This window comes from Pseudomonas sp. ANT_J12, assembly GCF_008370045.1.
GTDB lineage: Bacteria > Pseudomonadota > Gammaproteobacteria > Pseudomonadales > Pseudomonadaceae > Aquipseudomonas.
In genome coordinates this window covers 858,873-883,212 of sequence record NZ_VOBN01000001.1, presented here as the reverse complement: position 1 = coordinate 883,212, position 24,340 = coordinate 858,873, and the positions used below count along the sequence as shown (strand labels likewise).

General features: G+C 59.6%; 23 protein-coding genes. 12 read left to right on the top strand and 11 right to left on the bottom strand.

The features are described from left to right. Positions 1-5: 5 nt before the first annotated feature. From FQ192_RS04295 to yaaA, 4 genes are all read right to left on the bottom strand, one after another. On the bottom strand, positions 6-1,175 hold the full coding sequence (locus tag FQ192_RS04295; RefSeq protein WP_149657498.1) for an alginate biosynthesis protein Alg44: 1,170 nt from the start codon (positions 1,173-1,175) through the stop codon (positions 6-8). 36 nt (positions 1,176-1,211) lie between these two features. Further along, positions 1,212-2,693, bottom strand: a complete 1,482-nt coding sequence (gene alg8 / locus FQ192_RS04285; protein ID WP_149657497.1) for a mannuronan synthase — start codon at positions 2,691-2,693, stop codon at positions 1,212-1,214. 95 nt (positions 2,694-2,788) lie between these two features. Continuing rightward, complete coding sequence (locus tag FQ192_RS04280; RefSeq protein WP_149657496.1) at positions 2,789-4,105, bottom strand: nucleotide sugar dehydrogenase; 1,317 nt, start codon at positions 4,103-4,105, stop codon at positions 2,789-2,791. A gap of 805 nt (positions 4,106-4,910) precedes the next feature. After that, entirely contained in the window at positions 4,911-5,690 is a 780-nt protein-coding gene (gene yaaA / locus FQ192_RS04275) for a peroxide stress protein YaaA (protein WP_149657495.1), read from the bottom strand. A 311-nt stretch (positions 5,691-6,001) separates the two neighbouring features. On the opposite strand from yaaA, the gene FQ192_RS04270 reads away from it, so the two are divergent. The 6 genes from FQ192_RS04270 (at position 6,002) to FQ192_RS04245 (ending at position 11,282) form a co-directional block, all read left to right on the top strand. Then, positions 6,002-7,126, top strand: a complete 1,125-nt coding sequence (locus FQ192_RS04270) for a polysaccharide deacetylase family protein (RefSeq protein WP_149657494.1) — start codon at positions 6,002-6,004, stop codon at positions 7,124-7,126. A gap of 346 nt (positions 7,127-7,472) precedes the next feature. Further along, a complete protein-coding gene (locus FQ192_RS04265) occupies positions 7,473-8,867 on the top strand; it encodes a PhoH family protein (RefSeq protein ID WP_149657493.1) in 1,395 nt (464 codons plus the stop codon). A gap of 180 nt (positions 8,868-9,047) precedes the next feature. Beyond that, positions 9,048-9,521, top strand: coding sequence for a cyclic pyranopterin monophosphate synthase MoaC (gene moaC, locus FQ192_RS04260; RefSeq protein ID WP_149657492.1), 474 nt, complete (start codon positions 9,048-9,050; stop codon positions 9,519-9,521). After that, positions 9,518-9,760, top strand: a complete 243-nt coding sequence (locus FQ192_RS04255; protein WP_149657491.1) for a MoaD/ThiS family protein — start codon at positions 9,518-9,520, stop codon at positions 9,758-9,760. The genes moaC and FQ192_RS04255 overlap by 4 nt, the downstream gene beginning before the upstream one ends. A gap of 2 nt (positions 9,761-9,762) precedes the next feature. Continuing rightward, entirely contained in the window at positions 9,763-10,215 is a 453-nt protein-coding gene (moaE, locus tag FQ192_RS04250; protein WP_149657490.1) for a molybdopterin synthase catalytic subunit MoaE, read from the top strand. A gap of 290 nt (positions 10,216-10,505) precedes the next feature. Then, positions 10,506-11,282 (top strand): ABC transporter substrate-binding protein, encoded by a 777-nt coding sequence (locus FQ192_RS04245; RefSeq protein WP_149657489.1) that lies wholly within the window; start codon positions 10,506-10,508, stop codon positions 11,280-11,282. 108 nt (positions 11,283-11,390) lie between these two features. Here FQ192_RS04245 and FQ192_RS04240 read toward each other — a convergent pair whose 3' ends face one another. From FQ192_RS04240 to FQ192_RS04220, 5 genes are all read right to left on the bottom strand, one after another. Then, a complete protein-coding gene (locus FQ192_RS04240; protein WP_149657488.1) occupies positions 11,391-12,017 on the bottom strand; it encodes a transcriptional regulator in 627 nt (208 codons plus the stop codon). An 86-nt stretch (positions 12,018-12,103) separates the two neighbouring features. Next, positions 12,104-13,231, bottom strand: a complete 1,128-nt coding sequence (locus FQ192_RS04235; RefSeq protein ID WP_149657487.1) for an FAD-binding oxidoreductase — start codon at positions 13,229-13,231, stop codon at positions 12,104-12,106. Between the two features lie 136 nt (positions 13,232-13,367). Further along, positions 13,368-14,315 carry an ornithine cyclodeaminase family protein gene (locus tag FQ192_RS04230; protein ID WP_149657486.1) on the bottom strand — a complete coding sequence of 316 codons (948 nt, stop codon included), beginning with the start codon at positions 14,313-14,315 and terminating at the stop codon, positions 13,368-13,370. Positions 14,316-14,453: 138 nt separating this feature from the next. After that, positions 14,454-15,941: an ATP-dependent RNA helicase RhlB gene (rhlB, locus tag FQ192_RS04225; protein WP_149657485.1), complete on the bottom strand. Its 1,488-nt coding sequence runs from the start codon at positions 15,939-15,941 to the stop codon at positions 14,454-14,456. Positions 15,942-16,049: 108 nt separating this feature from the next. After that, positions 16,050-16,706: an alpha/beta hydrolase gene (locus FQ192_RS04220; RefSeq protein WP_149657484.1), complete on the bottom strand. Its 657-nt coding sequence runs from the start codon at positions 16,704-16,706 to the stop codon at positions 16,050-16,052. A gap of 468 nt (positions 16,707-17,174) precedes the next feature. Between FQ192_RS04220 and FQ192_RS04215 the strand changes: the two genes are divergently transcribed. The 4 genes from FQ192_RS04215 to FQ192_RS04200 all read left to right on the top strand — a co-directional run bounded on the left by FQ192_RS04215 (position 17,175) and on the right by FQ192_RS04200 (position 21,336). Next, the gene (locus FQ192_RS04215) at positions 17,175-18,206 is read left to right on the top strand and encodes an amino acid ABC transporter substrate-binding protein (protein ID WP_149657483.1); all 1,032 of its coding nucleotides are present in this window, start codon (positions 17,175-17,177) and stop codon (positions 18,204-18,206) included. A 65-nt stretch (positions 18,207-18,271) separates the two neighbouring features. Then, positions 18,272-19,453, top strand: a complete 1,182-nt coding sequence (locus FQ192_RS04210) for an amino acid ABC transporter permease (protein WP_149657482.1) — start codon at positions 18,272-18,274, stop codon at positions 19,451-19,453. Between the two features lie 10 nt (positions 19,454-19,463). Further along, positions 19,464-20,561: an amino acid ABC transporter permease gene (locus FQ192_RS04205; RefSeq protein ID WP_149657481.1), complete on the top strand. Its 1,098-nt coding sequence runs from the start codon at positions 19,464-19,466 to the stop codon at positions 20,559-20,561. Between the two features lie 10 nt (positions 20,562-20,571). Further along, positions 20,572-21,336: an amino acid ABC transporter ATP-binding protein gene (locus tag FQ192_RS04200; protein ID WP_003171943.1), complete on the top strand. Its 765-nt coding sequence runs from the start codon at positions 20,572-20,574 to the stop codon at positions 21,334-21,336. A 64-nt stretch (positions 21,337-21,400) separates the two neighbouring features. Here FQ192_RS04200 and FQ192_RS04195 read toward each other — a convergent pair whose 3' ends face one another. Together FQ192_RS04195 and FQ192_RS04190 are read right to left on the bottom strand one after the other, a co-directional pair. Then, on the bottom strand, positions 21,401-21,883 hold the full coding sequence (locus FQ192_RS04195) for a type II toxin-antitoxin system MqsA family antitoxin (protein ID WP_149657480.1): 483 nt from the start codon (positions 21,881-21,883) through the stop codon (positions 21,401-21,403). Further along, positions 21,880-22,191, bottom strand: coding sequence for a type II toxin-antitoxin system MqsR family toxin (locus FQ192_RS04190; protein WP_149657479.1), 312 nt, complete (start codon positions 22,189-22,191; stop codon positions 21,880-21,882). The genes FQ192_RS04195 and FQ192_RS04190 overlap by 4 nt, the downstream gene beginning before the upstream one ends. Before the next feature lie 167 nt (positions 22,192-22,358). Here FQ192_RS04190 and FQ192_RS04185 point away from each other — a divergent pair, with 167 nt between their 5' ends. Further along, entirely contained in the window at positions 22,359-23,018 is a 660-nt protein-coding gene (locus tag FQ192_RS04185) for a FadR/GntR family transcriptional regulator (RefSeq protein ID WP_149657478.1), read from the top strand. After that, positions 23,008-24,315, top strand: a complete 1,308-nt coding sequence (locus FQ192_RS04180) for a CynX/NimT family MFS transporter (RefSeq protein WP_149657477.1) — start codon at positions 23,008-23,010, stop codon at positions 24,313-24,315. Before FQ192_RS04185 ends, FQ192_RS04180 begins: the two co-directional genes overlap by 11 nt. The last annotated feature ends 25 nt before the right edge of the window (positions 24,316-24,340 follow it).

The following is a 24,340-nucleotide window of genomic DNA, read 5'->3' as shown; positions in this document are numbered from 1 at the left end:
TCTGCTTAAATACCGGCGGCCATGGCTTTGTCGATCAGCCAGTTCAGGTTCGGGCCACGATCGCTGTTCACTTCCACCGGGCGACCGGCGAAGGTGCTGCTCAGCGGCTCGTCAGGCTTGATCTGTACGCGGATGTCGGAAGACAGGTCGGCACTTTTCAGGCTGGTGCTGCTGACGATTTTGCCGGTGCGGATCTTGTCTTCGCCGGCGATTTCGAAGGTCACCGGTGCACCTGGACGCACGTCGGCGAACTGGCGATAGGTGAAGCGCGCATCGATGTTGGCTTCGCTGTTACGCGGCACCAGGGTGAAGATCACGTCGCCCTTGCTGGCGTACTGACCGTTGGCGACCAGTTGCTGGGCCACGGTGCAATCGCACGGCGAAGTCAGGGTGCCGGTCATTTGTTTGCCGAACAGTTCTTCAACCTTGGCCGGTTGCAACTGGTCTTCGTCCAGATGGCCCTTGAGCACGTCGAGCATGCTGGTGCTGAAGGTCGCCAGCGGCGCGCCTTTGGCGGCGATGCCGTCGTCTTTGATCAGGCTCTGCACGGTGCCATCGCGAGGCATGGTGATGTTCATGCCCGGGACGCTGACGATGCCGGCCTGGGCATGGCTGACGAAGTACATGCCGTACACCGACTTGAAAATGAAACCGAAGGCGGCGAGGCCGACGAGGAAGATCGCGAAGCTGAAGGTCACCGCACGCAGACGACCGAATGGGGTCATGCCGTGGCCGCCATCCTTGACCTTGCGCGCCTTGGTGAAGTTGTCGCGCTGCAGGGTCGCCAGTACTTCACCCATGCTGACGATGTCGCCGGACAGGTGTGAAGTGATCAAGTGACGCAGGGTCGAGATGTCTTGGGATTCCAGGTTCTGGAACTGGCAGCCGACACGCCCGGTCGGGCGATCGAAGGAGCGGATCTGCAACTCCACGTCCATGGCCAGGCCCAGGTTATCGATGACGAATTGCAGACGAGCCTTGTACACCTCGCCGATTTTCAGCGGCATTTGACCGGCGTTGAACGCCAGGCCGCCAGCGGACAGGTCGAGGACCCGGGCATCGACCGGAGTCCGGTCAGGGCCGAAGAACCGCAGCTTGGCCGGGATTTTCACTCGGGCGTGTTGGCGCTGGGCTTCAGATTCGTGCACTACGTTGGCGTTGACGGCGGTATTCATAGGGGCAATGTCCTGGTTAATTCAATAAGGGGGCGGTCAGACCATCATCAACAGCACGGCGACGAAAATGCTGCCGGCGGAGAAGGTCATGGTCCGAGACGACCAGGTGTTGAACCAACGTTGAAAGCTGGCGAGATCACGGGTCAATTTGGTGTCCTGGCGAGTCCAGGATTGTTGGTCGAGGCGGAAGAACACGTAGATCTTCACCAGCGCGCCGACGATCTGGTTGTAATAGAGAATCATCGGGTAGGCCGGGCCGATCCGGTGACCGGAGCACGACAGCAGCAGGGTCAGGATCAGGCGGGTGATGCCGATCCACAGCAGGTACGCGAGGATGAACGCGGCGCCGTACTTGAAGCTGGCGATGATCGCCACCGTCAGGCCGAGCAGGGAGGTCCACATCGACACACGCTGGTCGAACAGCACCACCGAGGTGAACAGACCAAGGCGTTTCATCCCCAGGCCCAGGGCGCGGGAGTTCTGGCGCAGGTTGTTGCCGTACCAGCGGAACATCAGTTTGCGGCTGGCTTTGATGAAGCTTTTTTCCGGCGGGTGTTCCACGGTGTGGATCGCCGCGTCGGGCACGTAGAAGGTGTCGTAGCCCAGGCGCATCAGGCTGAACCAGCTCGACTTGTCGTCACCAGTCAGGAACTTGAAGCGGCCCAGGCGCCAGTGTTGCAGCGAGTCGCTTTCCACGTCGGCGATGAAGTCCGGGTCGGTCACGACCGTGGCGCGGAACACCGACATCCGCCCGGTCATGGTCAGCACGCGCTTGGACAAAGCCATCGAGCACATGTTGATGTGGCGTTGGGCGAAACGCAGTTTGTGCCACTCGGCCATGACGTAGCCGCCGCGCACTTCGCAGAACTCGTTGGTGGTCAGGCCGCCGACGTTGCCGAACAGCTGGAACCACGGCACGGTCTTGAGCACGACGCCCGGAGCAAGCACGGTGTCGCCATCGATCACTGCAACCACGGCGCGGTCGTCCGGCAAGTGGCGGGAGATGGCGCGGAAGCCGTAGGCCAGGCCGTCGCGTTTGCCGGTGCCGGGAATGCGCACGAAGTCGAGCTTGACCCGGTCCGGCGGATTCATCCGGGACCAGAGGCTCTTGACCAGCTTCTCATCGGACATTTCCACGATGGAGCAGACCATGGTGGCCGGCAGGCCGCAGTCAATCGCTTCGCGAATCACCGAGGCGTAGACCTGGGCGGTGGTCAGCGCGTCGATACGGAAGCTGGTGACCATCAGGAACACGTGGGACGGGTCTGCCGCTTTACCCAGCTTGCGCACTTTGCGCCGCAGGTGCGGGTAGACCACGTACAGGAACAGCATGCCGCGCAGAAAGTGCGTGGCACCCATCGAGTAACGCCAGATCCCGATGAAACCGATCAGGAAAATGAAGTCCTTCGACTCGGAGTCGAACGTGGACGAAGGCAACGCCATGGCGATGCCCATCAATAAACTTAGGTAAAACAGCCAACCGGCGGCCTGAAGTAGGCCGTGCTTTAGCCTGTGCATAATCGGAATCCTAAAGTCAGTTGAAAGCTTCAAGCCTCAAGCTGCAAGTGAAGAGCGCTTAACTTGCCGCTTGAAGCTTGTCGCTTATTGCTGCTTTACCAGCAGATCCCTTCGGTACGACCGGTGACGCTGGTGGCTTGGGACATGAAGCCGACCAGGTCGATCACTTGCTTGCCGTGTGGAGCCTGTTCCGCCAGGGCGCGGAATTTCTCGTCACGGTTGCCAAGGATGATCACGTCGGAGTTGTTGATCACTTCGTCGAAGTCGGAGTTGAGCAGCGACGAAACGTGCGGGATCTTCGACTCGATGTAGTCCTTGTTCGCACCGTGGACACGGGCGTACTCGACGTTGCTGTCGTAGATGCTCAGGTCGTAACCCTTGCCGATCAGCATTTCCGCCAGGTCGACCAGCGGGCTTTCGCGCAGGTCATCGGTGCCGGCCTTGAAGCTCAGACCGAGCAGGGCGACTTTGCGTTTGTCGTGGCTGGAAACGATGTCGAAAGCGTTCTGCACTTGCGACACGTTGCTGCGCATCAGCGAGTTGAGCAGCGGCGCATCGACGTCCAGGGAACCGGCACGGAAGGTCAGGGCACGCACGTCTTTCGGCAGGCAGGAACCGCCGAACGCGAAGCCTGGACGCATGTAGTACTGCGACAGGTTCAGGGTTTTGTCCTGGCAGACCACTTCCATCACTTCGCGACCGTCGACGCCGACCGCCTTGGCGATGTTGCCGATCTCGTTGGCGAAGGTCACCTTGGTGGCGTGCCACACGTTGCAGGTGTACTTGATCATCTCGGCAACGGCGATGTCCTTGCGGATGATTGGTGCGTCGAGTTCTTCGTACAGGGCTTGCAGCACGTCGCCGCTGGCCTTGTCGAATTCGCCGATGACGGTCATCGGTGGCAGGTCGTAGTCGGCGATCGCGGTGCTTTCACGCAGGAATTCCGGGTTGACCGCCACGCCGAAGTCGACGCCGGCTTTCTTGCCGGAGCAGTCTTCTAGAATCGGGATGACAACGTTTGCGACGGTGCCCGGCAATACGGTGCTGCGAACTACGATGGTGTGGCGGGTGGTCTTGTCGCGCAGGACAAAACCGATCTCGCGGCACACGGCTTCGATGTAGTTCAGTTCCAGGTCGCCGTTCTTCTTGCTCGGCGTACCGACGCAGATCATCGACAGGTCGGTGTCGCGAATCGCCTCGGCGAAGTTGGTCGTGCCGCGCAGTTTGCCCGTCTCGATGCCCTTCTGCAGAAGCTCGCCCAGACCCGGTTCAACGATCGGCGATTTGCCGGCGTTGATCATATCGATCTTGTCTTTGGCAACATCAACGCCAATGACGTCATGGCCACGTGCAGACAGGCAACCGGCACATACTGCACCGACGTAACCCAAACCAAATATGCTGATGCGCATCGCATTTACCTCTGTAATTATCAAGCCATTAGATGGCCGGAGTTAATGGTGTTCAGCGGTCGTAGTGCACTCGCAAGTGCAGCCTTACAGGCGCCACAATGCAGCGTGCAGGCATACTAAGTTCCGAGTGACTAAATAAGTGCACTCAAGATGTGCGCAACTAGGCCTTATTATTGTGATGTGCCCTGTTATGCATCCTGTGCCCTGTTAGCAGGGCCGTGGTGCAAAGGTCTTGCGCGCTCAATGCCAGGCGTGGGGCCCGTAAATCAAGCGGTTGGGTGCTCGGGTGGAGCACGTTTATAGGGGCGCTGCCTTGGCCGTATAGGGGATAGTAATGGTGCGTATTTCCTGTCCTATATGTGTTGCCCAAATAAGAGGTCATTAAGCGGAAGTTAGTGTGACAACTTGGCTACATGGTTCTCGTCTCTGCGTAAGTTATCTCCTACACGTTCAGGGAGAATCGTTACCGGTGGTATGAACGACGCATTTGGACATAGTTCCTGTCCGCCCATCGTGAATTCTGAAATTTCTTGAAATATTGAGAAAGATGGCACTGCTTTCAAACTGATAGCACTTACCGTTTGGCCCTTTATATATAGGGTAATTATCGAATCAGATGGGTAAGTGCCACCATTGTTAAAAAATGTCAGTGCCACTACTGAAAAAAATCATGATTGTCGAGTGAAACAAAAGTTAGAAATTGGCGTGATGTATTTTTGGCGCCAGTGAACTGACGAAACAGGCGGGGAATTGTTGGACGATCAGACGGCGTGCACGACCAGCGGTCGTGCGCCGAAAGTGTGCGTTACTCGGGAGCGTGGTCGCGCAGGAATACCAGATTGTCCGGTTTCGACTGCTCGGCACTGTAGCGATAACCCTGGACATCAAACTGCTTGAGGTCGGCCGGGTCGTTGATGCGCTCTTCGATGACGAAACGGCTCATCATCCCGCGAGCCTTCTTCGCGTAGAAGCTGATGATTTTGTACTGGCCGTTCTTCATGTCCTTGAAATCGGTATTGATGATGCGCGCGTTCAGGGCGTTGCGTTTGACCGCCGAGAAGTACTCGTTGGAGGCCAGGTTCAGCAGCACATCGTCGCCCTGATCGGCCAGCGCTTCGTTCAGCCATTCGCTGATTCGCGTGCCCCAGAAGGCGTACAGGTCCTTGCCACGGGCATTGGCCAGTTTGGTGCCCATTTCCAGCCGATAAGGCTGCATCAGGTCCAGCGGGCGCAGCAGGCCGTAGAGGCCAGAGAGCATGCGCAAATGCTGCTGGGCGTAATCGAAGTCGGCTTCGCTGAAGGTTTGCGCGTTCAGGCCGGTGTACACGTCGCCCTTGAAGGCCAGCAGTGCCTGCTTGGCGTTTTCCGGGGTGAACGCCGGGGTCCAGCTGCCGAAACGCGCGGCGTTGAGCCCGCCGATCTTGTCGGAGACGTGCATCAACTCGCTGATCTGCGCCGGCGTGAGGTCGCGCAGCTGCATGATCAGCTCCTGGGAATGGTCCAGGTATTGCGGCTGGGTGAAGCGCTGGGTGGCCGGCGGTGTTTCGTAATCGAGGGTCTTGGCGGGGGAAATCACCATCAGCATGAAGTCGTCTCCTTTAATCGTGCGGCGATTCTAGGGGGTTGCGCTTGATGACTCCAGCTATCAAGTCCATAGGTGATCGGTGGTTTGACTGGACGGGCTTTTGTGGCGAGGGAGCTTGCTCCCGCTGGAGCGCGAAGCGGTCGCATGATTGCTGCACAGGTTTCACCTGAAGGAATGAGGTCGCGGGCTTTGGGTCTGATTCGCAGCCCAGCGGGAGCAAGCTCCCTCGCCACAATGGGTTCAGTGCTGCTGCGGGAATGTCGGCGGGATCAGCTATAGTGCCGCGCGGGTTTTGTTATGGAGACATCCCATTGCGTATCGTTCTTTTATTCTCGGCCTGGCTCTTGAGCTTTGGCGCCCTGGCGGCGCCTGGCGACGTGGCGACGCTGGATCGCAGCACCTGGCCGGAACAACTCACCAGCCCGACCCTGTTCGACGTCGCCTCCCGGGCCGAAATCCTCATGTTTGCCCGGGTGCTGCTGGCCAGCGAGTCCCTGAATGAAGCGAGCCTGGCCCAGCGCCTGGGCCTGCGCACGATCAATCTGGACTCGATCAACGCCCTACGCGAGCGTATGTGGCAGCGCTTGCTGACCAACTACAACTTCGCCCAGCAGAGCTGCGATCAGGATGCGTCGTTCTGTTTCCTGGTCGAAGACCTGCCGACCCTGCGCGAGCAAGCGGCCAAGTTCGTGGTCAGCGACGACAGCTTCTATATCAAGTGGTCCGAGCCGAGCCGGTTATTCCACGCCCAGTACCTCGACGAGCAGTTGCGCAAGGCCGCGCTGTTTCCGCAAACCAGCAGTGAAGTCGATCGTTTTGGCGACTATGAGCGCAATGGCGACGAGATGCATGACCGGCTGTTTCTGCTGACCTTCGACAGCGCCGCCAATGCCGTGCCGGACAACACCGGGTGGGTGACCGAGTACCTGCGCAAGTCGAACATGAACGGCACGTTCTTCGTCCTCGGCAAGGACATCCAGGCGCGGCTGGCCGATCGTTCGGTGGCGAGCCTGCAAGCCATGTATTCACAGCAATGCCTCGGCGTGCAGGGCTGGGAGTTCCGCTCCCACAGCCATTGGCAGGACTGGCAGGACTCGGTGCGGCGCAGCGCCGACCTGGTCAAGAGCAAGCTCCCGGAGAACTACGTGCCGCTGTTCCGCCCGCCCGATGGTCAACGGCGTTCCGATGCCCAGGGCTTCTTCGAGTCCCAGGGTTTGCAGGTGGCTTTGTGGGACATCGATCCCCAGGACGGCGCCGGCAAGCTCAAGGGCCCACAAAGCGCACAACGGGTGCTGACCCTGATGCTGTTGTGGCGCCACGGCGTGATCAATTTCAATGTGAAGCAGGACGCGGTGAAAACGTCGATGCCCTGGCTGATCGCGCAAACGGCGCAAAGCGGGATCGGTTGGCAGGACTGTCAGGTGGCGTTTCGCTGAAAGCGTGAAAAGCCCGAAAACGTTGAGGCAGAGGGCAGGGTGGGGTGATTTTGGAAGGAATTTCGATGCAGGCGGACTTCCGACTTTAACGGCACAATGCCTGCACGCCAAGGGCTATTCGTCACTCTGAAAAATAAACTTCAAAAAAACGTCAAAGTGCTTTTTTCTGTCATGGGTTTTGGAGTATTACGAAGACAGACCGCCGAAACCTGCAACACAGGTGGCGTCTTCCAAGACCCATTTGTGAGCAGTTCACTTGAGTCCCAACAGGTGAATTCGGTGGCCACTTCGAGGCGCAGCACTGTCACGGTATTGCGTCGAATGGCTCCCACAAAGGTGACCGAGTATGGATGATCACGGACGTAGTTCTTCCTCCAACCAGCCAATCCTTTATGTACTCGATACCAACGTATTGATTCACGATCCAAACGCCCTGCTTAACTTCGAAGAACACCACGTTGCGATCCCGATGACCGTGCTTGAGGAGCTGGATAAGCTCAAGAGCGGGCATCACAGCGTTGCGGCCGAATGCCGTCAGTCGATCCGCCTGATCGACAAGACCCTGGGCGATGCCAGCCCGGAAGATGTCGAACTCGGTGTGCCGATCCAGCGCGGCAAGAGTGGGCCCAAGGGTTTGCTGTCAATTCTGATGAGCAAGCGCGCCGAGCCGAACATCATCTTGCCCGAGCACCTGAACGACAACATCATCATCAACCAGTTGATCGACCTGCACGCGCGCGAACCCAAACTGCCCGTGGTGCTGGTCACCAAAGACATCAACATGCGCCTCAAGGCCCGAGCGTGCGGGATCGCGGCCGAGGACTACAGCACCGACCAACTGGTCGACGACGTTTCGCTGCTGCCTAACGGCTACCACAACATGACCGGCTCCTTCTGGGACCTCGTGAGCAAGGTCGAAACCCGTCAGGACCACGGCCGCACCTGGCATCAGGTGAAGCTGATCGACAACCTGCCGGCAGTGCACATCAACGAATTCATCATCGACGAACAAGGCTTTGTCGGCTGGATCAAGGAGATCGAGGAAGACCGCCTGCTGATTCTCGACCTGCATCAGGAACCCCTGTTGCACCAGGAAGCCTGGGGCCTGAAACCGCGCGACATTTATCAGAGCCTGGCGCTGTACGCGTTGCTCGATCCGGACATCCATCTGGTCAACCTGTCCGGCGCCGCCGGTTCCGGTAAAACCATCCTGGCCCTGGCCGCCGCCATCGAGCAGACCATGGTCAGCAAGCGCTATCGCCGGATCATCGCCACCCGCAGCGTGCAGGGCCTGGACCAGGAGATCGGCTTCCTGCCCGGCACCGAAGCGGAAAAAATGGAGCCTTGGCTGGGCGCCATCACCGACAACCTCGAAGCCTTGCACATGGATGACGAAAACACCCATGGCAGCGTGGACTACATCCTCAGCAAAGTGCCGTTGCAGTTCAAATCCCTCAACTACATCCGGGGTCGCAGCTTCCAGCAGAGTCTGATTTTGATCGACGAATGCCAGAACCTCACGCCGCACCAGATGAAAACCATCATCACCCGTGCCGGCGCCGGTTCCAAAGTGGTGTGCCTGGGCAACCTGGCACAGATCGACACCCCTTACCTGTCCGCGACCAGCTCCGGGCTGACCTACCTGACTGAACGCTTCAAGGATTTCCCTAACGGTGTACACATCACCCTGCAAGGGGTGCCACGTTCGATTCTGGCCGAATACGCAGAGACTCATCTCTAAGCTGCAAGCTGCAAGCTTTAAGCTGCAAGCCGCAAGTTTCAGGCGAACCAAGTGAACCTCACTTAGCGCTTGAAGCTTGCGGCTTTTGGCTGCTTAAATGCTTTCCTCCATACCTGCAGCTACTGCGCTTTTCACTTGCCGCTCGTAGCTTGCCGCTTGTAGCTGCCTCAAGGAGGCCTCGTGCTGACTCATCTCGATTCCCAAGGTCGCGCCAACATGGTCGACGTCACTGAAAAAGCCGTGACGTTCCGTGAAGCGACCGCCCAGGCGCTGGTGCGCATGCAGCCCGAAACCCTGCAGATGATCGTCAGCGGCGATCACCCCAAGGGTGATGTGTTCGCCGTGGCGCGCATTGCCGGCATTCAAGCGGCGAAGAAAACCAGCGATCTGATTCCCCTGTGCCACCCGTTGATGCTCACCGGCGTCAAGGTCGAACTCAGTGCCGAAGGCGACGATACCGTGCGCATCGTCGCGCGTTGCAAGTTGTCCGGGCAGACCGGCGTCGAAATGGAAGCCCTGACCGCCGCCAGTGTCGCCGCGCTGACCATCTATGACATGTGCAAGGCAGTTGACCGGGGCATGACCATTGAAAGCGTGCGGCTGCTGGAGAAACTCGGCGGCAAGAGCGGGCACTTCCAGGCAGATCCGTCATGAAGGTCACGGTGAAGTTTTTTGCCCGTTACCGCGAAGCCCTGGGCGTGGACTCGGTCAAGGTTGAAGGCGACTTCGCCACGGTCGATGACGTGCGAGCGCTGCTGGCGCAACGCGACGGTGCCGACGTGTTGAGCGAACAAAACCTGATGTGCGCCCGCAACGAAGACCTCTGCCAGCTCGACGAGCCGGTGGTCGACGGCGATGAAGTGGCGTTCTTTCCGACCGTGACCGGGGGCTGAGCATGGCGATTCGCGTGCAAGCCACGGCGTTCGATCCGGGGTCTGAAGTCAACGCCATGCACGCCGCCAATGTCGGCGTCGGCGCGGTGGTGAGTTTTGTCGGCTACGTGCGCGACTTCAATGACGGGCTCGATGTCGCCGGGATGTTCCTCGAACACTATCCGGGCATGACCGAAAAGGCCCTGGGCAAGATTGCGCTGGAGGCCGAACAGCGCTGGCCGCTGCTCAAGCTGGAAGTGCTGCACCGCATCGGCGCCCTGGAACCGGGCGAGCCGATCGTCTTCGTCGGCGCCGCCAGCGCCCACCGCCAGGCCGCGTTCGATGCCTGCGCCTTCGTCATGGATTACCTGAAAACCCGCGCGCCGTTCTGGAAGAAAGAAAACACCAGCGACGGACCGCGCTGGGTGGAAGGGCGCGACAGTGATCATGCGGCGGCGGATCGTTGGAAGAAATAATTTTGCAGCGCGCTTAAGTACGCCTTCGCGGGCAAACCTCGCTCCTACAAGTTTTGTGTCGTTCACCGAATGTGTGAACAACCGTAGGAGCGAGGCTTGCCCGCGATGAGGCCCTCCGCACCACCAAAAATCCCCCCTGACTCACCACCCGACCAGAGGCGCAGCAGATCCACGCGCGCGATTGACGATTTGTACGTAAAAGTCCAGTATGGAATTACAAGTACAAAAAGTACCCGTTCCAGCTCTTCTTCTCTCTTGCCAAACCAACAACAACCCGCGAGAAAACGAACATGAAGAAATTCCCACTCATTACCGGTCTGGCCCTGAGCCTGTTGGCGTGCAGCAGCGTGTTCGCCGCCGAGAAAACCCTGCGCATCGGCATCGAAGCGGCGTATCCGCCGTTCGCCTCCAAGACCGACAAAGGCGAGATCGTCGGGTTCGACTACGACATCGGCAACGCCTTGTGCGCGCAGATGAAGGTCAAGTGCACCTGGGTCGAAGGTGAATTCGACGGTCTGATTCCTTCCCTGAAAGTGAAGAAAATCGACATGGCGCTGTCGTCCATGACCATCAACGAAGACCGCAAGAAGTCAGTGGATTTCACCCACAAGTACTACTTCACCTCCTCGCGGCTGGTGATGAAGGAAGGCGCGACGGTGGATGATCAGTACGCCAGCCTCAAGGGCAAGACCATTGGCGTGCAGCGCGCGACCACCACCGACCGTTACGCCACTGAGGTGTTCGAACCCAAGGGCATCAACGTCAAGCGCTACGGCAACAACGAAGAAATCTACATGGACCTGGCCGCCGGCCGCCTCGATGCGATTTTTGCCGACACCATTCCGCTCAGTGACTTCCTGTCGATGCCTCGCGGCAAGGGCTACGCGTTTGTCGGGCCGGAGCTGAAAGACCCGAAATACGTGGGCGAGGGCGCCGGGATTGCCGTGCGCAAGGGCAATACCGAATTAGTCAGTGAGTTGAACGCGGCCATCGATGGCATTCGTGCGAGTGGCGAGTATCAGAAGATTTCCGACAAGTATTTCAAGTCGGATATCTACGGCGATTGATTAACCGCCTTCGCGGGCAAGCCTCGCGCCTACAGGTATACGCATTCCACCTGTAGGAGCGAGGCTTGCCCGCGAAGAAGCCCGCTCAAACAACACACCTCAAAATGCCTAACCCTTCAATTCCTTCAAATGCTTGTACACCGTCGCCCGCCCCATGTTCAGCACATTGGCCACATAGTTCGACGCACTTTTGCCCTTGAACGCCCCTTCAGCGTGCAGCGCTAGCACCAGCTCGCGCTTGTGATCGCGGGTCAGCACATTCAGGCTCAATTGACGTTCGCGCAGCCAGGCATGCAGGAAGGTGTTGATCCGCTCCTGCCAGTCATCGCGAAACAGGGCGTCCGGTTGCGGGATCAGCTTGGTCGGCGACAGGAACAGATCCAGCGCCGCCTTGGCATTTTCGAACAGCGAAATATTCAGGTTGATGCACAGCACCGCCAGCGGGTGGCCGTCACTGTCACGCAGCACGCTGCTGAGGCTGCGAATCTTCTGACCGTCCCAATTGAGCTTTTCGTACGGCCCGATGTTTCGTTCGCTGACCTCTTCGCTGAGCATGTCCTCCAGCGCCGAGTCGTCACCGATTTCCCGTTTCGACAGGTTGTTGGCGATGTAATCGACTTTTTGCGTGCGCAAATCGTGCAGCACCACCTCGGCGTGAGGAAAGAACAGCGTGGCGATGGCGTCGGCAATCGCCCGGAAGTTGTCCAGGGCCAGGTCTTGTTCAGGTGCATTCATACAGGGAGCTCCAGGCAGCGTCAGCGCCCCATCAAACAGGGCGCTGGAAGTTTGCCGCAATCGGGTCGGCACGTCACTCACGCGGCTCAGCCCAGGCGTGCCGGGGAGAGCATCGCGGCGTCCAGGCCGAATTGGCGCAGCTGTTGCGGCAAGGCTTCGCCGCGCACCAGCGCCGCACTGGCCTGGCCCATGGCCGGTGAGGTCTGGATGCCGTAGCCCCCTTGCGCCGCAACCCAGAACAGTCCCGGCACCTGCGTATCGAAACCGGACAGCAAATCACCGTCAGCCACGAAACTGCGCAGCCCGGCCCAGGTGCGGGTCGGGCGGCGGATGGTCAGGGTGGTGGCTTCTTCGATCTGGTAAATGCCCATGGCGATGTCCAGTTCTTCGGGCTGGACGTCGTGGGGTTCCACCGGGTCGGCGTTGGCGGGTGAGCCGAGGAACATGCCGGCGTCGGGCTTCATATAGAAGGATTCGTCGAGCGCCACCAGCATTGGCCAGTGGTGGATGTCCACGCCCTCGGGGCCGGCGAAGATGAACGCTGCGCGGCGTTTCGGTTGCAGGCCCAGTGATGCGGCGCCGGCCAGCGCACCGACCTTGTCGGCCCAGGCGCCGGCGGCGTTGATGATGATCGGTGCGGTGAAGGTCTGGCCGTTGGTCTGCACGTGCCATACACCGTCGGCGTCACGGGCCAGGCCCAGGACTTCGCTGTCGGTGTGGACTTCACCTTTATTGCGCTTGATCCCGCGCAGATAACCCTGGTGCAAGGCGTCGGTATCGATGTCGCTGGCGGTCGGGTCGTAGATCGCGCCGTGGACTTTTTCCCGGCGCAGGATCGGCAGGCGCGCACAGGCTTCTTCGGCGCTGAGCAGTTGCATCTGCGGCACCGTGGCTTTGGCACTCAGGTATTGATTGTTCAGCTCGGCCGGATCACCGGTGAAATCCACGGTCATCTCGCCACGTGGGGTCAGCAGCGGGTGATCGCAGAAACCGGCGGGCGGGGCGTCGAAGAAGTCGCGGCTGGCCTGGGTCAGCGCGCGCACTTGCGGTGTGCCATAAGCGGCGGTGTACAGCGCCGCCGAACGTCCGGTGGAGTGATAGGCCGGATGGGTTTCGCGCTCCAGCACGATGACGCGTGCGTGCTGCGACAGCCAGTACCCGGTGGAAGCGCCGGCAATCCCGCCGCCGATGATGATGAAGTCTGCCTGGCTCATGAACGTCTCCTGAAAAGGCGCAAATAATGTGTGTGCGTAGGAGCGAGGCTTGCCCGCGAAGGCGGTGTGTCAGTAGACAAATATGGAGACTGACACACCGCCTTCGCGGGCAAGCCTCGCTCCTACAGGGGCGTGGTTAGTGCTGGAGGTGGTAAAGGGCATTCGCCAGCGCAATGTCTTCCAGGCCCAGGCCTATGGAGCGGAAGAACACATGACGGTCGTAGCCCGGACGCTGCACTTTCTCGCTGAGCAGATCCGGCAAGTCACCGACAATCGTATTTTTGTCCCAGCCATGCTGTTCACCGGCAATCAGCATTTCACCCGCCGAGCCTGGGGTGGTCTGACGATAGTCGCAGAACACCTGCATGTCGTTGAGGCGCTGGGGTGGCACTTCGTGGGCCCGTGGGGCGTTGGTGCTGATCGAGGTGATCAGGGCGGGTTTGCTCAGGGTGGCCGGATCGATCACCGGGCCGGCGGACGAGGTGCAGAGCATGATCACGTCGGCGTCGTGAATCGCCGCTTCGCGACTGTCGACGAGGCTCAGCCGTGAGTCGAGGCTTTGCAGGTGTGCCCGAGCCTCGGCATCCAGTTCGCTCAAGCCTGGCGAGAACAGGCTGATGCTCTGCCAGTCCCGCAGGTCCTTGACGTAGTGCAAATGCGCCTGGGCCACTTTGCCACTGCCGATAATCGCCAAACGTCGGGCGTTCAGCGGGGCGAGGGCGTCGACTGCTACGGCGGTGGTCGCGGCGGTGCGGGCGGTGGTCAGTTCCCCGGCATCGCACAGCAACAGCGGCTGGCCGGTTTGCATCGACATGAGCAACGTCCACGCGGTCACCAGCGGACCTTGTTCACGCACGATATAGGGCGAAGTCTTGATCCCGTAGACGCCATCTTCGGCCAACACGCCCAGATAGTTGATGAAGTCGCCTGCGCCCTGGGGGAATTCCACCAGTTGCTGCGCCGGTTGCACGGCTTGCCCGGCGGCCAGGTCGCGGAACAGTTTGCGCAGGATCTGCGGTACATCGACCTGGGCCAGCAGCTCGCGGGCCTGATGTTGGTGGATCACGTAGGGCGTACTGGACATGCTCGGCTCCGGGCGCTGAAAGTAAACTTATTTGTCCATTATGGACTTTTAGTGTTCTTGAGCAAGCCCTGTTAAAAAGCCGAGGCGAAAAAAAAGCGCAGTCCGTTGCCGGCTGCGCCTCCCTTCAGTGCGCCTGGGTTACGGGCGCTTGCGCTCAACCGCCCGCAGTAGATGCGTCGGTGGCGTTTCACAGCTGATTTTCTTGCCCAGCAGCGCCTCGATGGACGGTAGCTGGTAGGAGTCATCTTCCCCGGCGAAGCTGATGGACACGCCATCAGCGCCCGCACGACCCGTCCGACCGATGCGGTGCACATAGTCGTCCGGCACTTCCGGCAGGGTGAAGTTGATCACGTGGCTGATGCCGTCGATGTGGATGCCGCGACCGGCAACATCGGTGGCCACCAGCACGCGGATCTTGCCTTCGCGGAAACCTTCCAGGGTCTTGATCCGCTTGTGCTGCGGCACATCGCCGGACAGCTGCGCAGCGTTGACGCCATCGCGCACCAGGCGTTCTTCGATGCGCCGCACTTCATCCTTGCGGTTGGCGAAGACCATCACCCGCTCCCAACCGTTGTCGGTGACCAGGTTGTAGAGCAGTTTGTATTTGTCGGCACCGGCCACGGCGTAGATATGTTGCTCGACGTTTTCGCTGGCCACGTTCTGCGCTTCGATCTCGACGATCGATGGCTCGGTGGTCCATTGCTTGGCCAGGTTCATCACGTCTTCGGTAAAGGTCGCGGAGAACAGCAGCGTCTGGCGCTCGTTCTTCGGCGGGGTCTGGCGAATGATCTGACGCACTTGCGGGATGAAACCCATGTCGAGCATGCGGTCGGCTTCGTCCAGGACCATCACTTCGACCATGTCCAGGTGCACGTCGCCGCGCTGGTTGAAGTCCAGCAGGCGGCCCGGGGTGGCGACGAGGATGTCGCAGTGACGGGCTTCGAGGTGCTTGAGCTGCTTGTCGAAGTCCATGCCGCCGACGAACGTCATGACGTTGAGGCCGGTGTACTTGGTCAGGTCGGCTGCGTCCTTGGCGATCTGCACCACCAGTTCGCGGGTCGGCGCAATGATCAGCGCCCGCGGTTCACCCATGTAACGCTCTTTCGGCGGCGGGGTTTCCAGCAACTGGGTGATGATTGAAATCAGGAACGCGGCGGTTTTGCCGGTGCCGGTCTGGGCGCGACCGATGGCGTCTTTGCCGGCCAGGGTGAAGCCCAGGACTTGCGCCTGGATCGGCGTGCAATACGGAAAGCCCAGGTCCTGGATGGCGTGCATCAGTTCCGGGGCGAGCTTGAAATCGTGGAAACGGGTCTTGCCTTCCATGGGCTCGACGGCGAAGTCTTCGAGTTTCCAGGGAATGACCGGGGCTTTTGGCTTGGGTTCGCGACGCGGTTTTGCAGGTTTCGGGGTTTCGCTGAGCGGTTGTTCGGCAGCGATTGCCTCGACAGGTGGGGCGGCCGGTGTGGTCACGGGCTCTTGTTTCGGTGCCGCTGCGGCTGCGGTCCGGCCAGGCTGACGACCGTCGGTGCGGTGGCTGGTGGTGTGAGACGGAGCGCTGGCGACTGGCGCGAGCTGCTCAGTCTCGCTTTTACCGAACATTTTTTTGAGTGCTTTGAGCACGGTCATCTCATCAATTGGTTAAGGAATGTACGCCGGCCAGTGTAATGCAAGAAACGGGCGCGGCGTAGCGGGATGATCAAAGGAAGCTAAAGGACGTTCTGTTCATATAAAGAGTTAACGCAAGCGCTCGGCGAGCCAGGTACCGATATCGCGAATTTCTTCGGGTAACACTTCGTGGCCCATTGGGTATTCCTGCCATGTCACGGTGACACCACGCTGCTTTAAATGCTCATAAGCGCTACGGCCCATGGCGTTTTGCACAACGTCATCGTACTGGCCGTGCAGGCTTAGCACCGGAATGCGTTGCTGGCTGGCGGACAGCTCCAGTTCATCGCTGAAGGTCGGTGCATAAGTCGACAGGGCAAGTACGCCGCCCAGCGGGCCCTGCCATTTCAGGAAAGCGCTGTGCAACACCACCGCGCCACCCTGGGAAAACCCGGCGAGAAAGATGCGCGAGGCGTCTATTCCGCTGACCTTCTGCTCTTCGATCAACGCGATGACCATGTCCGCTGACTCATCCAGTTGCTCGCGGCTGATCGCACGCGCCGGGTTCATGGCCAATATGTCGTACCAGCTCGGCATCTCGTAGCCACCATTAATGGTGACAGCCCGGGTCGGCGCCTGGGGCAGAACGAAACGGGTGGTCAGCAAGCTTTCTTGAAGCGTTTCGGCCACCGGGAGAAAGTCGTAGCGGTCGGCGCCCAGGCCGTGCAGCCAGATAACGCAGGCGTCTACTGGCTTGCCGGGCTGAAGAATCAAGGGCTGAGTCATGTCTGCTCCAATTTTGTGCGTGCGCTCTCATTGAGTGCGAGATGTGAGTGCGCGTCTGGTTGATCAGTTAAGAAGATGTCGCAAGGCTACAAGTTTTGCTATTGACCTGTCGCTGAATCGCTTGAGCGAGCGGTGTGGTACGGGCTTTGCTATGGGGAAACCTGTGCAACCAATCTCGCGCCTGGCGGTAACACTATCAGTGTACTGCCGAGGACGGGATAGCAAAGAATCCGGTGATGGATGTTCGCCAGCGGCCGTTACGGGCGTAGCGAACGTGAAAGGGCTACAGCCCGTTCGGCCGATTGGTGAGAAGCGAGTGATCCATGATGTGGATTTTCTCCTAATAGACTCATAGCGACGGTCCTGACGTCGGTTGACCCCAAAAAAAGCCAACACGGGTCAACAATGCCTCAAAAGGGTGCGACGGGACTCAGCTCCGACACAACAAGAGCAAAACTGGAGGTTTGAATGAAAATGTTGAAATCCACCCTGGCTATCGTGACTGCAGCCGCAGTGCTCGGTGTCAGCGGGTTCGCTCAGGCGGGTGCAACCCTGGATGCAGTGCAGAAGAAAGGTTTTGTACAGTGCGGCGTGAGTGACGGCCTGCCGGGTTTCTCGGTTCCGGACTCCACCGGCAAGATCCTCGGGATCGACGCTGACGTCTGCCGTGCTGTGGCCGCTGCCGTATTCGGCGACGCCAACAAGGTCAAGTTCAGCCAGTTGAACGCCAAGGAGCGCTTCACCGCGTTGCAGTCCGGCGAGATCGACATTCTCTCCCGTAACACCACCATGACCAGTTCCCGCGATGCGGGCATGGGCCTGAAATTCCCTGGCTTCATCACTTATTACGACGGCGTGGGCTTCCTGGCCAACAGCAAGCTGGGCGTGAAAAGTGCCAAGGAACTGGACGGTGCAACCATCTGCATCCAGGCCGGTACCACCACCGAGCTGAACGTTTCCGACTACTTCCGTGCCAACAACCTGAAGTACACCCCGATCACCTTCGATACCTCCGATGAAAGCGCCAAGTCGCTGGAATCCGGTCGTTGCGACGTGCTGACCTCCGACAAGTCGCAGCTCTACGCACAGCGCAGCAAACTGGCTTCGCCAAAAGACTACGTGGTACTGCCGGAAACCATCTCCAAAGAACCACTGGGTCCAGTCGTGCGTAACGGCGACGACGAGTGGCTGGCGATCGTTCGCTGGGTTGGCTACGCGCTGTTGAACACCGAAGAAGCCGGTGTTACCTCGAAAAACGTACTGGAACAAGCCAAGTCCACCAAGAACCCTGACGTTGCCCGTATGTTGGGTGCCGACGGTGAATACGGTAAGGACCTGAAACTGCCGAAGGACTGGGTCGTCAAGATCGTTTCCCAAGTCGGTAACTACGGCGAAATCTTTGAGAAAAACCTCGGCAAGAGCACCCCGCTGGAAATCGACCGTGGCCTGAACGCCCTGTGGACCAACGGCGGCATTCAATACGCACCACCAGTGCGCTGATGGTTCTATCACCCGGTGGGCCAACCACCGGGTGATGTTCTGTTCCATTATTTCCGGGGCACTCCATGCAAAAATCAATCGGCGCACCAAAGCAGAGGCTCAGCCTCAGCGATCCAAAAGTGCGTGCGTGGCTATTTCAGATCATCACCATCGTCGCGGTTGTCGCGATGGGCTGGTATCTGTTCGACAATACGCAAACCAACCTGCAACACCGGGGCATTACCTCCGGCTTCAGTTTTCTGGATCGCAGTGCCGGGTTCGGCATCGCTCAACACCTGATCGACTACACCGAATCGGACACGTATGCCCGGGTGTTTGTCATCGGCCTGCTCAACACCTTGCTGGTGACGGTCATCGGCGTGGTCCTGGCGACCCTGCTCGGTTTCATCGTCGGCGTGGCACGGCTGTCGCCGAACTGGATCATCAGCAAACTGGCGACGGTTTACGTGGAAGTCTTCCGTAACATTCCGCCGCTGCTGCAAATCCTGTTCTGGTACTTCGCGGTGTTCCTGACCATGCCGGGCCCGCGGGCCAGTCATAACTTCGGCGACACCTTCTTCGTCAGCAGCCGTGGCCTGAACATGCCGGCCGCGCAAATGGCGGACGGGTTCTGGGCGTTCTTCGTCAGTGTAGTTATCGCTATCGTCGCCATCGTGCTGATGTGCCGTTGGGCCAACAAGCGCTTTGAAGCCACCGGCGTACCGTTCCACAAGTTCTGGGTCGGCCTGGCGCTGTTCCTGGTGATCCCGGCGCTGTGCGCGCTGATCTTCGGCGCCCCGTTGCACTGGGAACTGCCGAAGCTGCAAGGCTTCAACTTTGTCGGTGGCTGGGTCCTGATCCCGGAACTGCTGGCCTTGACCCTGGCCCTGACCGTGTACACCGCGGCGTTTATCGCCGAGATCGTGCGTTCGGGCATCAAGTCGGTCAGCCACGGCCAGACCGAAGCCGCGCGTTCCCTGGGGCTGCGCAACGGTCCGACCCTGCGCAAGGTGATCATCCCGCAGGCTCTGCGCGTGATCATCCCGCCGCTGACCAGCCAATACCTGAACCTGGCGAAGAACTCCTCGCTGGCGGCCGGTATCGGTTATCCGGAGATGGTGTCGTTGTTTGCCGGTACGGTGCTGAACCAGACCGGACAGGCGATCGAGGTGATTGCGATCACCATGAGCGTGTACCTGGCGATCAGTATCAGCATTTCCCTGCTGATGAACTGGTACAACAAGCGCATTGCGCTGATCGAGCGGTAAGGAAAAGCGCATGAGTACTCATACTTTCAAGCCTGACATGCCACCACCGAGCAGCAGCATCGGCGTGGTGGCGTGGATGCGCGCCAACATGTTCTCCAGCTGGATCAACACCCTGCTGACCCTGTTCGCGTTCTACCTGATCTACCTGATCGTCCCACCGATCCTGGACTGGGCCATCCTCGACGCCAACTGGGTCGGCACCACTCGCGCCGACTGCACCAAGGAAGGCGCCTGCTGGGTGTTCATCCAACAGCGTTTCGGCCAGTTCATGTACGGCTACTACCCGGTGGACCTGCGCTGGCGCGTGGACCTGACCGTGTGGCTGGCGGTCATCGGCGTGGCACCGTTGTTCATCTCGCGCTTTCACCGTAAAGCGGTGTACGGGCTGAGCTTCCTGGTGGCGTACCCGATCATTGCCTTCTTCCTGTTGCATGGCGGCCTGTTCGGCATGACCAACGTGGCGACCAGCCAGTGGGGCGGCCTGATGCTGACCCTGGTGATTGCTACCGTCGGTATCGCCGGTGCGTTGCCGCTGGGGATCGTCCTGGCGCTGGGTCGACGTTCGAACATGCCGGCGATTCGGGTGGTCTGCGTGACCTTCATCGAATTCTGGCGCGGCGTGCCGTTGATCACGGTGCTGTTCATGTCTTCGGTGATGCTGCCGCTGTTCCTGCCCGAAGGCATGAACTTCGACAAACTGCTGCGGGCCCTGATCGGCGTGATCCTGTTCCAGTCGGCCTACGTGGCCGAAGTGGTGCGCGGCGGTCTGCAAGCGATCCCCAAAGGTCAGTACGAAGCGGCCGCAGCGATGGGCCTCGGTTACTGGCGCAGTATGGGCCTGGTGATTCTGCCTCAAGCCCTGAAGCTGGTAATCCCTGGCATCGTCAACACCTTCATTGCGCTGTTCAAGGACACAAGCCTGGTGATCATCATTGGCCTGTTCGACCTGCTCAACAGCGTCAAGCAAGCCGCCGCCGACCCGAAATGGTTGGGCATGGCCACTGAAGGCTATGTGTTCGCGGCCCTGGTGTTCTGGATTTTCTGTTTTGGTATGTCCCGCTACTCCATGCATTTGGAACGTAAGCTGGACACTGGCCACAAGCGTTAGGAGTTTTGTCATGAGTGAAGCGATCAAACAGCCTGTGAGCCCTGAAGGCATTATTCAGATGCAGGGCGTGAACAAGTGGTACGGCCAGTTCCACGTGTTGAAAGACATCAACCTGAACGTCAAGCAGGGCGAGCGTATCGTCCTGTGCGGCCCGTCGGGTTCCGGCAAATCCACCACCATCCGTTGCCTCAATCGCCTGGAAGAACACCAGCAGGGCCGCATCGTGGTCGATGGCGTGGAACTGACCAACGACCTCAAGCAGATCGAAGCGATCCGCCGTGAAGTCGGCATGGTGTTCCAGCACTTCAACCTGTTTCCGCACCTGACCATCCTGCAGAACTGCACCCTGGCCCCGATGTGGGTGCGCAAGATGCCGAAACGCAAGGCCGAAGAAATCGCCATGCATTATCTGGAGCGCGTACGCATTCCAGAGCAGGCGCATAAATTCCCGGGTCAACTGTCCGGCGGTCAGCAACAGCGTGTGGCGATTGCCCGTGCCCTGTGCATGAAACCGAAAATCATGCTGTTCGATGAACCGACGTCGGCACTCGACCCCGAGATGGTGAAAGAGGTTCTGGACACCATGATCGGCCTGGCTGAAGACGGCATGACCATGCTCTGCGTAACCCACGAAATGGGCTTCGCCCGCACCGTGGCCAACCGCGTGATCTTCATGGACAAGGGCGAGATCGTTGAACAGGCGGCGCCGAATGACTTCTTCGATAATCCGCAGAACGATCGGACCAAGTTGTTCCTGAGTCAGATTCTGCATTGATCGATGTCAGGCATTGAAATAAACCCGGACCTGTTCCGGGTTTATTTTTGTCTGGCGTTCACGTTCAGGAAACGGTGATCGTCTCGTGCTCTTTGTGCACGATTTCTCTGAAGCCCCGTAAATCCGCGCCCTCACCCAAGACATGCGCATCGGCGAGCAGATAGGGATACCGGTCCAGCAAGCGCATCAACAGTACCAGCGCTTTTGGCGGAAGTACCTCGCCACGTTCATACCGGGAAAACGCGTTGTGCCCGCCACCGGACAACAGCAGCACCGCGTCTTTTTGTGAGAGGTGCAGCTTGCGGCGGATGCGCTTCATCTCCGCGCCGATCATTTGCCTGCCAGCAATGACCAGTTCGTCACCTGCGTTTGAATGACGCTCCGCGCAGTTGGGGTCAAATTCGACTTCGCCGCACATCTGGCATTCCCAACCGGATAAATCATCAATCCGGCGCTCCATGCCTTTGACACTCAAGGTTTCGCCGCGACCTTGGAAATGGGTCATTCCTTCAGGGGCGCCACAGCTGAAACACTGCTGGGTTTTCATAGGTTATTCTCCTTGAAGGAGATTGCCGGAGGGCCACCGCCGGGGCGGTAAGTCACCTTGATGTAAATCTCCAGGTCATGTGAATTGATGTGGTAAACGTCTTGCCAGACTCGGTGGTTGGCACAGGTGATCATCGATTTGTACAACATATTGCGCTGCAGCTTGAGGATGACCTCCTGCATCTCTGTAAAGCTCAAGCCCAACCTCCTGGCGCTTGTTTTTGCCGCGCTCGTAAAGGCAGATACCCTAAGCCGCAGCACGTCCGACTTGATCACCGCCAAGTCGTAATGGGGTGTGTTCTTCTCCATAAGAAACCGTAAACCCTATGCCTGAAATTACCCTTAAAGGGTAATTTTGACTAATCGAAAATCCCGCTCCATTTCCCTCCCTCTGACCGTAGGCGGTTGCCGTCCTACACGGAGCTGACTAACATGTCGGAAAATTCATCCTATGATTGGATGAAAGGGCGAATCCTATGTCAGACATTTCTCCACTCATTAAGCGATCCCTGGTCGATCAGGCCCTGGATCAATTACGCCTGCGCATCACCCAAGGCATCTGGACCGTCGGCCAGCGTCTGCCCACTGAACCTGAGCTGTCCGCCGAGCTGGGCATCAGCCGCAACACCGTGCGCGAAGCCATGCGCGTGTTGGCGTTTTCCGGGTTGATCGAGATCCGCCAGGGCGACGGCAGTTACCTGCGGGCGGTGATCGATCCGATGGACACCATGAAGGCGTTGTCGCAATGCACCCACGAACAGGCGCGGGAAACCCGGCACATTCTGGAAGTCGAGGCCATTGGCCTGGCGGCGTTGCGCCGCACTGACGAAGATCTGGCGGCACTGCACGAAGCATTGGGCGTCAGCGGCAGTCACTATCACGGCGATCTCGACAGCTACATCGCCTGCGACCTGGTGTTCCACCGCCGCTTGGTGGACGCCGCGCACAACCCCACCCTCAGCGAGTTGTATCGCTACTTCTCCAGCATCGTCGGCGACCAACTGCGCAAGACCCTGAACATTTCCCCGCGACGCCAAGAGGTGTTCGATCTGCATATCGAACTGCTGGAGGCCGTCGAACAACGTGACCCGGAGCGGGCCAAAGCCCTGTCGAGGCAGTTGATCAATGAACCTTGAAACCGAGAACCCCATGTCTGCCAATCACAGCAACATCCCGCAACCCAAGCGCACGGCGGAGCTCGAAGAGCTGTTGATCGATGCCGAGGCCGATGACGAGCAGGTCCAGCACAGTCACCCGATCCTGCGACGACCGTGGCTGTTGCTGCTGGGGCTGATCCTGGTGGCGCTGAACTTGCGTCCGGCGCTGTCGAGCATGGCGCCGATGCTCAGCGAGGTGTCGAAGACCCTCGGCTTATCCGCGGCCGAAGCCGGTTTGCTGACCACGTTGCCGGTGCTTTGCCTGGGCCTGTTCGCACCGCTGGCGCCGATCCTGGCCCGGCGTTTCGGTGCCGAGCGGGTGGTGCTGGGGATTCTGTTGGTGCTGGCTGGCGGGATCATCCTGCGTAGCTCCTTCGGTGAAATCGGCCTGTTCGCCGGCAGTGTGCTGGCCGGGGCCAGCATCGGCGTGATTGGCGTGTTGCTGCCGGGGATCGTCAAGCGCGACTTCCCGAAACAAGCCGGCACCATGACCGGCGTCTACACCATGGCCCTGTGCCTGGGCGCGGCGATGGCGGCGGGGGCGACCGTGCCGTTGAGCGAGCATTTCGACAAGAGTTGGGCTCTGGGCCTGGGCTTCTGGGTGGTGCCGGCGCTGGTGGCGGCGATTTTCTGGTTGCCGCAAGTGGGGCAGAAGCACGGTTCGCATAACGTCGCCTATCGCGTTCGTGGTCTGCTGCGCGACCCGTTGGCCTGGCAAGTGACGTTGTACATGGGGCTGCAATCGTCCCTGGCCTACATCGTGTTCGGCTGGTTGCCGTCGATCCTGATCGGCCGTGGGCTGACGCCGACCCAGGCCGGTCTCGTGCTTTCAGGGTCGGTGATTGTCCAATTGGCCAGCTCCCTGGCCGCGCCTTGGCTGGCCACGCGCGGCAAGGATCAGCGCCTGGCGATTGTTATCGTGATGTTGCTGACCCTCGGCGGCTTGTTCGGCTGCCTGTATGCGCCGATCGAAGGCCTGTGGGGCTGGGCGATCCTGCTCGGCCTGGGGCAGGGCGGGACGTTCAGCCTGGCGCTGACTCTGATCGTGCTGCGCTCGCGGGATTCCCACGTCGCCGCCAACCTGTCGAGCATGGCCCAAGGGATCGGTTACACCCTGGCGTCCATGGGGCCATTCGCGGTCGGCATCGTCCACGACTGGACCGGTGGCTGGAATGCGTTGGGCTGGATCTTCGGCATCATTGGCCTGGGCGCGATCATCGCCGGCCTTGGCGCCGGACGTTCGCTGTACGTGCAGGTGAACAGCGAAAAAGTGTGAATCCCCGCACTACTGGCATTCGGCC